Consider the following 13,459-nt stretch of genomic DNA (forward strand, 5'->3'; position numbering starts at 1 on the left):
TCGATTCGAATTATCCCCGCCGCCAGGCAGCGGGCACACAAGAAAAATAAATATCAACGCTCGCTCAAGGCATTGGCCTTGGCGCGCAGGATGGGTTTGAGCAGATACGCCAGAATGCTTTTCTTACCGGTGATGATGTCCAGTTGCGCGGTCATCCCCGGAATGACCGCCAGCCGCTGAGCAGACTCGGCGTCGGTGGTCATGGCACGTACCAGATAGAAAGTGTTGTCTCGCTCATCGGTGATGGTGTCGGCGCTGATGTGCTGCAACTGCGCCTCCAGCCCGCCATAGATAGAGAAGTCGTAAGCGTGCAGCTTGATCGTGGCCGGCAACCCGGGACGCAGGAAGGCGATGTCCTTGGGCGCGATCTTGGCTTCCACCAGCAGGCGGTCGTCGTTGGGCACGATCTCGATCACCGCGTGCCCCGGCTGCACGACACCGCCGATGGTGTTGAACAGCACACGCTGGATGGTGCCGTTGACCGGCGAACGGATTTCAGAAAACTTCACCCGGTCGGCCAGGCCATCGACGTTCTTGTCCAGGCTGTTGAGCTGGGAAGATGCCTCGCTCAGTTCGGAGCGCCACTGGTTGCGGGTGGTCAGATCGACCTCTCGCAGCCGCGCATCGGCCTCCTGAATACCCGCCTCGATCTGCCGGGCACGCGCCGCCGCCTGCCGACGTTCGCCATCGGCACTCGCCTGGTCACGCTCGAGCCGCAGGATGTCGATCTCGGACACCGCCCCCGAACGCAACAACGGACGGGTCACCTGCAACTCCTGGCTGGACATGCGGTAGGCCTGCTCGGCCGCGTACAGCCGGGCCCGCACCTCGCTCAGTTCCTGCTGGCGCTGGGAGCGTTGCTCGCGGGCAATCGACAGTTTCTGCTCGAGTTCCTTGCGACTCTCCAGGTAATAGCTGCGCTCCTGATCCAGCACCACACCCTGGTCAGCGCTCAGTTCCGCAGTACGCTCGGGCTGGTACGGCTGGTCATCGACCAGCGCCTTCAGCCGCTCGACCTTGGCCCGCAAGGCGAATACCCGCACGCTGCCTTCCTGGAAACTGGCGACGAAGCGGGTCGGGTCGATGCGCACCAGCACATCTCCCCGGCTCACGGCATCGCCCTCCTCCACGAAGACTTCCTCGACCACACCGCCATCCACTGACTGCACGATCTGCAACTGCCGGGACGGGATGATCTTGCCTTCGCCCCGCGTCACTTCGTCGATCTGGGTGAGCGCGGACCACAGCAACAGCGCACCGAAGATCGCCGCGATGGAATACAACAATCCACGCGCGCGCAGCACCTTCTGCCGCTCCAGCGCCAGTTCGGCATCCTGCTCCCAACGCGCGGAGCCATTGCGGAAGCCGGCGAACAGCCGACGGAACAGGCGATCGATCAGGGAACTGCCTGAAGCCCCTGCGGCAGACAGCTTCTCCAGACGCTCGAACGCCTGTTGCTCGGCCGGCTTCGCGGCCACATCGGGAGTGTGCGGCTGGCTCATGGCGCCACCTTCTGCAAAGTGCCCGCTTCCAGAGCCTGCAGCACGCTCTGCTTGGGTCCATCGGCCAGCACACGACCGCCATCCATCACGATCAGCCGGTCGACCAGCGTCAGCAGACTCGTGCGGTGCGTGACCAGCAGCAGCGTCTTGCCCTGGCTGAACTGCCCCAGCGCGCGGGCGACGTGATTTTCCAGGGTGCTGTCCATGGCCGAGGTCGGCTCGTCGAACAGCAGGATGCTGCTGTCGGGCATGACCGCGCGGGCGACGGCAATGGTCTGTCGCTGACCACCGGACACCCGGCTGCCACCCTCGCCCACCTGCATGCCCAGGCCATCGGCATGGGCGCCGACCAGGCCTTTCAGTCCGGAGATCTCTATCGCCTCATGCAGTCGCTGACGCTCGGGGTTGTCCACGCCCAGCGTGATGTTCTCGTAGACACTGCCGCTGATCAGCCGGGTTTCCTGGGGGATATAGCCGATGTTGCGCCGCAGTTCGGCAGGGTCGATCTGCCCAAGGTGCACCCCGTCGACCAGGATCGCCCCGGCCGTCGGCTGGTACAGGCCCAGGATGAGCTTCTCCAGCGTGGACTTGCCGGAGCCGACACGCCCCAGGATCGCCACCCGCTCGCCCGCCCGGATGTGCAGCGACACATCGCGCAGGACTTCGCGCTCGTCACCCGGGTACTTGAACGAGACATTGCGCAGCTCGATCTCGCCGCGCAGCTTCGGACGGCTGACCAATGGCTTGTCGGCACTGCGCTCCTGGCCGTTGGCCATGAGTTGCTCGAGCGAAGTCAGTGCGGTGGCGGCCTGGTAGTACTGGGTCAACAACGAGGCCGTCTGCGAAACCGGCGCCATCGCCCTGGAGGACAACATATAGGCCGCGATCAGCGCACCCTGCGTCATCTGCCCGTCGATCACCAGGTAGACACCGACGATGATCATGCACACCGCCACCATCTGCTGCACCCAGGACGCCCCCGTTCCCACGGAGTTGCCCAGCAGGCGCAGCTTGCCCGAGCAGGCGGAGAGAAACTGGGTCGACTGCTCCCAGTTGCTCTGCATGCGGCTGGTGGCATTGAAGCTCTTCAGCGTTTCGATACCACTCAGGCTCTCGATCAGGCCGGAACTGCGCTGCGCGCTGGCCTTGCTCATCACCTCGGACAACTGACGCATCCTGGCCTGCACCGACAGTGCATAGAGAATGATCAGTGCGGCGCCGATCAGCACCGGAATCGCCATCACCCAGGAGATCACCATGATGATGACCACGAACAGCAGGAAGAACGGCAGGTCGAGCAACGCGGTGACGGTCATCGAGCCGATGAAGGAGCGCACCGACTCGAAGCCATTGATGCTGGAGGCAAAGGAGCCGATCGATGCCGGACAGTGCTCCATTTTCATCCCCAGCACACGCTCCATGATCAGGGCGGATAGCCGGGTATCGGCGCGACTCGCTGCCAGTTCGACGAACCAACCCCGTAGCATGCGCAGCAGCAGGTCACCACAGATCAGGATGACCGCGCCGAACGACAGCACCCACAAGGTATCGGTGGCATGGTTCGGCACCACGCGGTCATACACGTTCATCACGAACAGCGGCATGGCCAGTGCGAACAGGTTGATGAAGAACGCCGCGACCAGGACGTCCCGGTAAAGCATCCGGTTTTCCCTGATCACACTCCAGAACCAGTGCCCTTTGGAGGCAAGTGTCCGCTTGGCGCCGATGTCGTGCTTTTCCAGCAGACGGAAATCCGCCCGGCAGTACATGACGACGCCGGTGTAGTCCGCCTGGAACGCGTCCAGCTCGACTTCCTGCACCTGCATCTCAAGTTCCGGGAAGCGGACCCAGGCCTTTTTCGCACGCGCATCGATACGCTCCAGCAGGCACGCCTTGTTGCCACGCAGGAGGACGATGCACGGCAACAGCAACTCGTTGAGGCGCCGCAGGTCCTGTCGCGCGAGCCGCGCCGTGAAGCCTGCACGCTCGGCGGCGCGCGGAAAGACCGAAGGGGACAGACGACCGCCGAGCAGAGGCAAGCCATCGACGATGGCGTCCCTGCTCGTCGCAATCCCGTTCGACTGGGCGATCCAGAGCAGGCAAGCGCTCAGGGGATCATCGACTAAAACTTCCATCGTGTTCCATCCACTGCGGCAGTCGGGTCCGCATCACCTGCGGACCCGACCCGTGACTTACTGGCTGCGCTTCACACTGAGCTCAACGCGACGGTTTTCCGCACGGCCATGAACGGTCGCGTTACTGGCGACAGGCCTGTCCGCGCCAGCACCGGAAACGGAAATCACCGCCTGCTCGACGCCATTGGCGACCAGGAAGTCTCGAACGGCCACGGCGCGCGCCAGGGACAATTCACGGTTGAGCGCTGCCGAACCGGTATTGTCGGTATGCCCGACGATAGCCAGCGACTGCAGGCCACCCTGCTGGGTCAGGCGCTGCACGAAGCTCTGCAGGCGCGAAACGGAGCCGGCCTTGATTTCCGCACTACCGGTGTCGAACAGCGCATCGCCGCTCAGCTCCAGCACTTCGTTCGCCGGAAGCGGCTGGTTCAGGTAGGCATCGCCACCCCAATCACCGCCCTGATAGGCCGCGCAGTAACGGCTGGAATCCGGAGCGACATCGCCGCTGCGCAGGTCTTCCAGGGTCGGCATCGACTCGGTGGATACGGACAGTGCCGGCAACAGTTGGCCCATGCTGTGCAGCGTGCGCAGGCGCGCTATCTGCAAGTCATAGCTGCCATCGACGTAGGCGCGCTCGGCCTGGAAGACTTCGTTCTCGGAATCGAGCACGTCCAGCAGCGTACGGCGACCGATGTCGAACTGATCGCGGTAGGCAACCACGACATTGGCGGCACCGTCGCGGTGGGCGATCAGGGACTGGCGCTTTTCCTGCAGGTTCAGCACATCGCTGTAGGCGATGGTCGCGGTCTGCCGCAGGTCGACACAGGCCTTGTCGCGCAGGCTTTCAGCCTGGTTGATACGGCGGAAGGCAGCCCGTTCGGCCGCACGGTCGCTACCACCACGGAACAGGTTGTAGCGGGCGCGCAACTCGACGATGCTCTCGTTGCCGTAAGGGTCCGGATCGGTGCGGTTATCGAAGCTGTTGTTGTTCTTGTACAGACCGTGACGCAATCCGAGCTCGAACGTCGGGTAGCGGTTGGACTTGATCTCGCCCAGGGACGCCTCTGCGGAACGGATGTTCTCGAAGGCCGCATACAACTCGGGGTTGTTCACGTAGCCACGGTTGAGGATGTCCTTCAGATCGGTCGGCACCTGCACCGCTTCGGCAGCGACTGGCTCCAGACCATCGGCCGGCAGACGTCCGACCAGGCGCTGGAAGCGCGCAGTGACGCTTTGCAGGTTGGCGATCTCGGTCATCAGGTTGGAGCGCGCCAGGGAAAGGCGGCCATTGATCTGTTGCAGGTCAGCCTGGTTGCTGACGCCGCTCTGCGCACGCTCGCCTACACGGGTCTGCACGCGGCGGTGGTTATCGAGGTTTTTCTGCGCCAGGGCGACCAGTTCGCGATGACGCTGAACACTCAGATAAGCCTCGCTCACTTCGAGCGCTTTCGTTTCCGCTTCACTCAGCAGTTCGTAATACCGCACTCGGCTGGTGTGCTCCGCCTTGGCCAGGCGATTACGCACACGGAAACCGTCGAACAACATCTGAGTCAGGGATATCTCGGCATAGTTACGCGAATAATCACTGCGATTATCGAACTGTCGATTGCCCTGCCCGACAGAAGCATTCAAGTCAACTGATGGCAAGTAGCCACCAAAGGCTTCGCGAGAGTCTTCACTTGCCGCATAAAAAGCTGCAAGACGAGTTTGCAGTTCAGGATTGAACTCCAGGGACTCTTGAACGACACCCAGCAGATTATCGTTCTGCGCAGCAGACGCACCAAAAGATAAAGTTGAAAGTCCGATCAGAACCGATAGGACAGAGGTCGCCCAGAGCTTAGGAGCGGTGAGCGGTGAGCGGTGAGCGGTGAGCGGTGAGCGGTGAGCGGTGAGCGGTGAGCGGTGAGCGGTGCATTATATTTTTCATAGTCTCGATTGTCAACATACATAAAAGTCTCCAAGTTGCGTCAAGGCATAAGCCAAGTTATCGGCAGTTGATCGTGCTTATTGAGGGGCGCGATCATAAGAAAGTACTTTCGGATTGTCCATTGACAAAGCAGTCAATGTTTTCCTGTCTTTTATTCGCACCACTACAGGTGCTCGCAAGTCAGCCTGATCAAACTAAAGTCTACATATGTCACGTCATATTCCGGACAAATATCCAGAGCCGGATACATACAGTGCGAACATAAGACTTTCGACATCCGATGAATAAAGGCAAATAAGGATGGGGTCTCTCAACCGATAAAAATTGAGAACAAAACCCACTCACATACTTACCCAAAGGTCACCCAAACCTGGCGTGCGCAAGACGGCAGCACCATCCGCTCATCCACACGCTTGGAACCAGTCCCTCCCAAGAGGGGTCCTACAGGACATCGCCACCTCCGCGCTCGCGAAAAGAGGGCCTGTCGCCAGACAATATAGGGAGAGGCGCGGCACATCATAAGGCTTGATTTTCGAACCCTGCGTTAGCCAAAAGAAGGCCGCTCATACGCTCAGGCAAAGCAAGGCTCCCTCCACAAAAAGCCGGGAAGCCCCTCAATACGTACCTTTCGGCACGCCATTGGGCTTTGCCACAAGGGACAAGACCACCTCTACAGGCGAACACGCATCGTCATGCCCAACGTCCGCGGATCACCCGGCGTGACGGCATAGTCACCGAGCCCGAGCGTGGCATACACCGCCGTGACGTAGTCCCTGTCGAACAGGTTGCGCACCCAGAACTCGACCTCCCAGCCATGATCGGAAGCGCGGAGCCCCATGCGCAGATTGGTCAGGCCATAACCGGGCTGCCAACTGCCCTTGCCGCCCTCGAGCGTGCCGTAATAACCACTGCGCAGGCTCTGATCCAGACCGGCGAATCCCTCCAGCCCGAGCCCGAGGGGGTGACGGTAGTCCAGGCCGGCCGTGGCATTCCATTCCGGCGCGTTGTAGAGGCGCTTGCCTGAGTAATCGCACAGCGACGGCGCCGTCCCCGGCCCGCAAGGGGCATTGTCGAAGCTGCGATAACGCGCATCGCTCCAGGCCACCCCCAGGCGCATGTCCAGGCGTGAATGCAACCTCCACTGGGAGTCCAGCTCCACACCACGCAAACGGGCCTTGCCGACGTTCAGCAGGTTGTTGCGCAGCGGCGGTTGCCAGACATGCTCGGGCTGGCTCAGGGTCAGCGCCTGGTAATCGTCCACATCGGTCTGGTAGAGCGCCAGGTCCAGGCTGGCCCGCTGCTGCCAGAAGCGCGTCTTGAGCCCAACCTCAACCGACGTGGCCTGCTCGGCATCGAAAGTCGCACGGGTCTGAGGCCCGACGACATCGAAATTGATCCCTCCAGCCTTGTGCCCGCGCGACCAGTTGGCATAACCCAGCACCTGATCGTTGAAGCGGTAGCTGGCACCGAGCAAGGAAGAGATATCGCCCTCCCCTACGCTATCGCGCCGGTAGTAATAATCTCCCAGTGCTAACTGTCGCAGCAGCTCGCCGCCTGCCTGCAAAGTCGGCGGCAAACTACTCAAGGGCACCTCGCCCGAAGCCTCCCGCGCCACCCAGCCCCGCTTGCGCTCATAGGTGTAGCGCAAGCCCGCAGTCAACTCCAGACGCTCCCGTGGACGCCAGGTGACATGACTGAACACTGCTCGGCTGTCGCTTTTCTGCTCACCCGACAGGGTCTGCCGAGTGCCACCGAGCAGGAACGAAGGAATCTGCCTGGGATGGGTCAGGTTCAAGCCCAGTTGATTACGCAGTTCGTCCAGTTGATCGGCAACGAACCAGGCACCGGCATCCTCCCCGAACTCGACGACATGCTCACGCTCGAGTGTCTGCTGCAGGTAATAAAGGCCGGCGACATAGTCCAGATTGCTCCCGAGCGCCCCGGACAAGCGCAGTTCCTGGCTGAACTGGCGCTGATCCAGAGCCGTGTCCAGATAGGCGATCGACAAGTCCATGCCATCGGCATCACGGGCATCGCGCAAGGCCCAGTCCCGGTAAGCCGTGATACTGGTCAGCCCGAGGTAATCCGCAATCTGCCAATCCAGTTGCAGAGAGAGAGCATTCTGGTCGCTCCTGGCCTTGAGTGGCTGGTTGTCCCAGGCGTTACGCTCAAAAGGTGCCGCGGTTGGCATTTGATAGCCCATGGCGACAGCACGGGCATCGCTCTGCTCACTGTAGTGACTGGCCAGCACAGCACTGACACTGTCATCACGCCCCACTTCGGCGATCAGCCGGGCGCTCAGGTACTCGTTGGGAGTCCATAGCAATTGCCCGCGCATGGCCTGGCTGTCGATGGTGTTGATCGAACTGCCGTTATTGCGGTTATCGACCGTACCGTCACGCGTCCTGTCGACGAAACTGAAACGCCCCGCCAGCACGTCGTCGAACAAGGCGCCCGACAGGGTCGCCCGGTAGCGCCGCTCGCCGTACGAACCGAAGCTGGCCTCGGCCTCCACCTCGTCATGGAAGGTCGGTTGGCGCGTCGTGATATTGAGGGCTCCGGCGCTGGAGTTCTTGCCGAACAGGGTGCCCTGCGGCCCACGGAGCACCTCGATGCGCTCGACATCGAGGAGGTCGGAGAAGGCCATCCCCTGGCGCCCCAGGTAGACCCCGTCGACGAATATCCCGACGCTGCTGTCCAGCCCGTCGTTAAACGCCGTGGCACCGAACCCGCGCAGCCCATAACCAGCATGACGCGGACCATGGCCGGAAACGACCAGACCCGGCGCCTTCTGCTGGATCTCCCGCAGCCCATACAGCCCTGCCTGCTCGAGCTGCTCGCCATCGAGCACCGTCATCGATACGGGCACGTCCTCACTCGCTTCCGCCCGGTGACGGGCAGAAACATTGACCGGCTCCAGAGACAGCGTGGCCTCCTGCCCCCACCCTTCGACGGCAACCAGACAGGCCAGCACACAGGGCACCATTCTTCCGCGCACAATCCAGCCCTCCCCAGGGTTATCTCAGGCCGAAAATCCACGACCGGCACTCGGCAGCTTCCGGCGACGAGTCATACCGGGAACATTCTTATAGTTGTAGAAAAACAGACACGCCGGTGGCCACCACAGGCGTGCAAGAATCACTGCTCCATGCCTTGCAACTGGCCACGGAACTGGCTGGGGGTCACGCCAAGACGCTCCCGAAAGGCCGTGGAAAAATTGCAGGCGCTACGAAAACCGATCAGCTCGGAAATGTCCTGCACACTCATCTCGCTATCGGCCAGCAACTCCTGTCCACGGCGCAAGCGCTCCTCGCGGACATAGGCAAACACCGTCATACCCAGCTGTTCGCGAAAGATGGCCGACAGGCGCTTGTCATGCGTCCCCACCTTGCGGGCGATCTCGGCCAGCGACGGCATGCTATCGAGGCTCTGCCCAATCAACCGCATGGCCGCCCGCAGGACCACTTGGTCCGTGGATACGGACTCGGCCTGCGCCGGCACCAGCGCAGCATTGCCGCGCTGTGCAAGCTGCAGGTGTATGCGTATCCGCGCCAGGACTTCCTCGGGCGCACAGGACTTGAGCACGTAGTCCACGCCCCCCAGGGTCAGCCCCTCCAGACGCTCATCCAGCGCCCCCGAGGACGTCAGGAAGATGATCGGCAGCAACTGGGTGACTGGCGCCTCACGCAACAAGCGGCAGAGGGTGAAACCATCCATGCCCGGCATGCGCACATCGAGCAGGATCAGGTCCGGGCGCAGGGCCTGTGCACGCTGGTAACCCTGCCGCGCGTCACTGGCGACGGACAGGCGCCACGACTGCTGACGCAGCAACAACAGCAACGAACGGATATCCTCAGGCGAATCATCGATCACCAGGATATGCGGAGAAGCGGAGAGAAAACTGTGGCTACCATGCATGTTATGGATGATCCCCATTAGCCAAGCGGCAGAAATGGCACAACGCCATCGAGCGAATCCAAGCCATCAGGGTCAAAGCCTGCGAAATCCCGCTTGAATTCCCCGAAAATCCCTTTTGGCAAAGCTGTCATCCGCTCGCTCAAAAGGCACACGACGAAACGGCGCATAAGATGGATCCGACTCAGAACAGTGAAAGCACAATGAACAGTCCAGATCACGACAACGCCGTATCCCAGAGGCAGCAAACACAGGCCACGACACAGGCCAACCTGCTGGGCGAGCTGTACTGGTTCATCCGCGTCGTCGAAGCCGGCAGCTTTTCCGCCGCCGCCGAACAGACCGGCATCGCCAAATCCAGCCTGAGCCGACGCATCATACAGCTTGAAAAACGTCTTGAGTTGCAGTTGCTCAACCGCAATACACGGTCCTTCAGCATGACCAGCCTGGGTGAGCAGGTCTACCGCCACGCCCTGGAAATGCTCGCAGCAGCGGAAGCTGTCGAGACCTGCGCCCAGCAGGCCAACGGCTCCCCCAGCGGCCTGCTGCGCCTGTCGGCGCCCGACGTACTGAGCGACTGGCTCCTGCAACAACTGCACAGCTACCAATTGCTCTACCCTCGCGTCAGCTTTTCCCTGCTGCCACAGGATGCCCAGGTCGAGCTGGCCTCGCAGCGCCTGGACCTCTCGCTCAGCCTGGAGGACGCACCAGAAAACAGCAGCGACATCGTTGCCCGCAAGCTGGCGAGCCTGACCACCGTGATCGTCGGCACACCCTCGCTGCTCGAAAGCCTGCAACACCCCAAGACACTGGAGGCCGTACCCGGCAAGGCACTGCTCGCCCTGCATGGCAACCAGCGCCCCTGGGGACAGCAGAGCAAAGAGCGTCGCCTGCAGGAACCCGCCTTCACCACCCAGAACCTGCACCTGCTGCGCAAGGCCGCCAAAGCCGGCCTTGGCCTCGCACGACTGCCCCTGTGCTGCTGCCAGGCAGACCTCGAAGCCGGCACCCTGGCACTGGCCTGCCCCCAGGAACAGCCGCAACCACTGACACTCTACGCCCTGACGCCCGCCGCGCGCGGCATCACACAAGCCGCCCGCTACCTGATCCAGCACATCCGCACTAATCTGCTGGACAGCCAGAACATCGGCATCGACCCCCTCTAAACGCAAAACGGCGCCTCGATTCTCTCGAGACGCCGCTCATTCAGCACACCTTCACATCAGCGTACCGATCACTTCGCAACGGGTGCAGCCGGTTCTGCATCAGCCTTCGGCTGATCCTTGATGCCCAGCAGTTCCAGGTCGAACACCAGCACCGAGTTGGCAGGAATCAACGGGCTCGGGCTCTGCTCGCCATAAGCCAGCTCGCTGGGGATGTAGAGCTTGAACTTCTCGCCGACATGCATCAGTTGCAGGCCTTCGACCCAACCCGGGATAACGCCGCCCACCGGCAGGTCGATCGGCTCACCACGCTTGATCGAGCTGTCGAACACGGTGCCATCGGCCAGACTGCCTTCATAGTGCACGGTCACGATATCGTCGGCTTTCGGCTGCGCACCTTCGGCCTGCTTGACCACTTCATATTGCAGGCCGGACTCGGTCACCTTGACGCCGTCACGCTTGGCGTTGTCTTCAAGGAATTTCTTGCCGGAAGCCAGCGCTTCTTCGTTCAGCTTGTTGAGACGCTCCTCGGCGCGCTCCTGCAGGGCGGTGAAGGCAGTCATCAGATCTTCATCGCTGACTTTCTGCTCCTGCTTGCTCACGGCATCTTCGATACCCAGCGCCACAGCCTTGGAGTCGAGATCATCCATGCCTTCCTGCACCAGGCTCTTGCCCATGTTCAGACCGATGCCGTAGGACGCTTTTTGTGCCGGAGTGTCCAGCTTGACGCTGGTTTCCGAGTCACAGCCCGCCAGGACCAGGCCAACCAGGGCGATCGCAGGCGCCAAACGCTGATGTCTCATGCTGTTTCCTTTTTACGCTGTATGGGAGTGAAGCAAAAACGAGCGGTCGAGCTTAGCAGGCATGAATGAAGGCTGCTACCTGCCCCGGAGTAGGCATGTATCGATACGAAGGGATAATGTCGAAACGCAGAAACGAAAAAAGCGGCCAATGGCCGCTTTCGTCGTATTCAAGAGGCGTTCAGTGACCTCTTGAAGCTATATGGCGCAGCGGACGGGACTCGAACCCGCGACCCCCGGCGTGACAGGCCGGTATTCTAACCGACTGAACTACCGCTGCGCGTTACCTCGATGGTGGGTGATGACGGGATCGAACCGCCGACCCTCTGCTTGTAAGGCAGATGCTCTCCCGGCTGAGCTAATCACCCTTTGCCTTCGAAGTGGGGCGCATTCTAGAGAGCCATTTGGACCTTGGCAAGCTCTTTTTCAAAAAAAATTTCCAAACGATCCAAAGACTTAGAAACCCTGGCATTCAGCCCAGGCGATTCTCCACTCTTCATCGGGCGGGGTTGGCCTGACACTCCCACGGGGGAATAATGGCGGCTTCGTCTTTACCGGAGTTCCAGATCCCATGTGGTTTCGCAATTTGCTCGTTTATCGTCTCACGCAGGATATCCCCCTCGACGCAGAGACACTTGAGACCGCATTGGCCAGCAAACCCGCCCGCCCCTGCGCCAGCCAGGAACTGAGCACCTACGGTTTCGTCGCGCCCTTCGGCAAGGGCGCCGATGCGCCGTTGGTGCACCTCAGCAACGGCTTCCTGCTGGTGTCGACGCGCAAGGAAGAACGCATCCTGCCCGGCAGCGTGGTGCGTGATGCCTTGAAGGAAAAGGTCGACGAGATCGAGGCCGAGCAGATGCGCAAGGTCTACAAGAAGGAGCGCGACCAACTGAAGGACGATATCGTGCAGACCTTCCTGCCACGCGCCTTCATCCGCAAGTCCGGCACCTTTGCCGCCATCGCGCCGGAACAGGGCCTGATCCTGGTCGACGCCTCCAGCGCCAAGAAGGCCGAGGACCTGCTGTCCACCTTGCGCGAGGCCATCGGCTCGCTGCCGGTGCGTCCGTTGAGCGTGAAGATCGCCCCCAGCGCCACCCTCACCCAATGGGTCAAGACCCAGGAGGCCGCCACCGACTTCTATGTACTGGATGAATGCGAGCTGCGCGACACCCACGAAGACGGTGGCGTGGTGCGCTGCAAGCGCCAGGACCTGACCAGCGACGAAATCCAGCAGCATCTGGATGCCGGCAAGCAGGTGACGCAACTGTCCCTGGCCTGGCAGGACAAACTGTCCTTCATCCTCGACGACAAACTGGTGATCAAGCGCCTGCGCTTCGAAGACCTGCTGCAGGAGCAAGCCGAACAGGATGGCGGCGAGGACGCCCTGAGCCAACTGGATGCCAGCTTCACCCTGATGATGCTGACACTCGTGCAGTTCCTGCCGTCGCTGTTCGAAGCGCTGGGCGGCGAGGAAATCCCGCAGGGCATCTAATGCCTTCCGTCCCCGGGCCGGCTATCATGCCGGCCAGTGGGGACGACCCCGCCGCGCTATCCAGTGCGCTTTCCATCCGGGGACGGCCCCATCGTCCAACCGTTTCCGGAGCCACCCATGTCCTGGATCATTCTCTTCTTCGCCGGCCTGTTCGAGGTTGGCTGGGCCGTCGGGCTGAAATACACCGACGGTTTTTCCCGACCGCTACCGACCCTGCTGACCGTGCTGGCGATGGCCATCAGCCTGGCCCTGCTCGGCCTGGCCATGAAAGACCTACCGCTGGGGACGGCCTACGCCATCTGGACCGGCATTGGCGCCATCGGCACGGTCATCGCCGGCATCATCCTGTTCGGTGAGTCCATGGCGTTGGTCCGCTTGCTCAGCGTCGCGCTGATTCTCTGTGGCCTGATCGGTTTGAAGCTCAGTCACTGACAGCGCCATCAGCCATGAACGTGGCCCGGCCTGGCGCAGCTCCAGCCGCAACAGCGAATGGCGTTGCAGGCGGGCCGGATCGAGCAGGGCATC

Annotated in this window: 10 protein-coding genes and 2 tRNA genes; 3 read left to right on the forward strand and 9 right to left on the reverse strand. The window is 61.7% G+C overall.

Going from position 1 to position 13,459, the window contains the following annotated elements:
- Positions 1-53: 53 nt before the first annotated feature.
- From HW090_RS05600 to HW090_RS05625, 6 genes are all read right to left on the reverse strand, one after another.
- Complete coding sequence (locus HW090_RS05600) at positions 54-1,502, reverse strand: HlyD family type I secretion periplasmic adaptor subunit (protein WP_179112553.1); 1,449 nt, start codon at positions 1,500-1,502, stop codon at positions 54-56.
- Positions 1,499-3,637 carry a type I secretion system permease/ATPase gene (locus HW090_RS05605; RefSeq protein ID WP_179112554.1) on the reverse strand — a complete coding sequence of 713 codons (2,139 nt, stop codon included), beginning with the start codon at positions 3,635-3,637 and terminating at the stop codon, positions 1,499-1,501. The genes HW090_RS05600 and HW090_RS05605 overlap by 4 nt, the downstream gene beginning before the upstream one ends.
- A gap of 57 nt (positions 3,638-3,694) precedes the next feature.
- The gene (locus HW090_RS05610; RefSeq protein WP_306299188.1) at positions 3,695-5,446 is read right to left on the reverse strand and encodes a TolC family outer membrane protein; all 1,752 of its coding nucleotides are present in this window, start codon (positions 5,444-5,446) and stop codon (positions 3,695-3,697) included.
- Positions 5,447-6,234: 788 nt separating this feature from the next.
- Positions 6,235-8,538 (reverse strand): TonB-dependent receptor, encoded by a 2,304-nt coding sequence (locus tag HW090_RS05615; RefSeq protein WP_256930752.1) that lies wholly within the window; start codon positions 8,536-8,538, stop codon positions 6,235-6,237.
- Between the two features lie 164 nt (positions 8,539-8,702).
- On the reverse strand, positions 8,703-9,482 hold the full coding sequence (locus HW090_RS05620; protein ID WP_179112556.1) for a response regulator: 780 nt from the start codon (positions 9,480-9,482) through the stop codon (positions 8,703-8,705).
- A 17-nt stretch (positions 9,483-9,499) separates the two neighbouring features.
- Positions 9,500-9,649, reverse strand: coding sequence for a hypothetical protein (locus HW090_RS05625; RefSeq protein ID WP_179112557.1), 150 nt, complete (start codon positions 9,647-9,649; stop codon positions 9,500-9,502).
- Positions 9,650-9,682: 33 nt separating this feature from the next.
- Between HW090_RS05625 and HW090_RS05630 the strand changes: the two genes are divergently transcribed.
- Positions 9,683-10,645: a LysR family transcriptional regulator gene (locus HW090_RS05630; RefSeq protein ID WP_179112558.1), complete on the forward strand. Its 963-nt coding sequence runs from the start codon at positions 9,683-9,685 to the stop codon at positions 10,643-10,645.
- Positions 10,646-10,713: 68 nt separating this feature from the next.
- Here the strand turns inward: HW090_RS05630 and HW090_RS05635 are convergent, their stop codons facing one another.
- The 3 genes from HW090_RS05635 to HW090_RS05645 all read right to left on the reverse strand — a co-directional run bounded on the left by HW090_RS05635 (position 10,714) and on the right by HW090_RS05645 (position 11,810).
- Entirely contained in the window at positions 10,714-11,445 is a 732-nt protein-coding gene (locus HW090_RS05635) for an FKBP-type peptidyl-prolyl cis-trans isomerase (protein WP_179112559.1), read from the reverse strand.
- A 200-nt stretch (positions 11,446-11,645) separates the two neighbouring features.
- Positions 11,646-11,722, reverse strand: a tRNA-Asp gene (locus HW090_RS05640).
- A gap of 12 nt (positions 11,723-11,734) precedes the next feature.
- Positions 11,735-11,810 (reverse strand) — tRNA-Val (locus HW090_RS05645).
- 203 nt (positions 11,811-12,013) lie between these two features.
- On the opposite strand from HW090_RS05645, the gene rdgC reads away from it, so the two are divergent.
- Positions 12,014-12,934: a recombination-associated protein RdgC gene (gene rdgC, locus HW090_RS05650; RefSeq protein WP_179112560.1), complete on the forward strand. Its 921-nt coding sequence runs from the start codon at positions 12,014-12,016 to the stop codon at positions 12,932-12,934.
- Between the two features lie 117 nt (positions 12,935-13,051).
- Positions 13,052-13,366, forward strand: coding sequence for a quaternary ammonium compound efflux SMR transporter SugE (gene sugE, locus HW090_RS05655; RefSeq protein WP_179112561.1), 315 nt, complete (start codon positions 13,052-13,054; stop codon positions 13,364-13,366).
- Positions 13,367-13,459 lie beyond the last annotated feature (93 nt).

Origin of the sequence: Pseudomonas sp. ABC1, assembly GCF_013395055.1 — a bacterium.
Classification (GTDB): Bacteria; Pseudomonadota; Gammaproteobacteria; order Pseudomonadales; family Pseudomonadaceae; genus Stutzerimonas.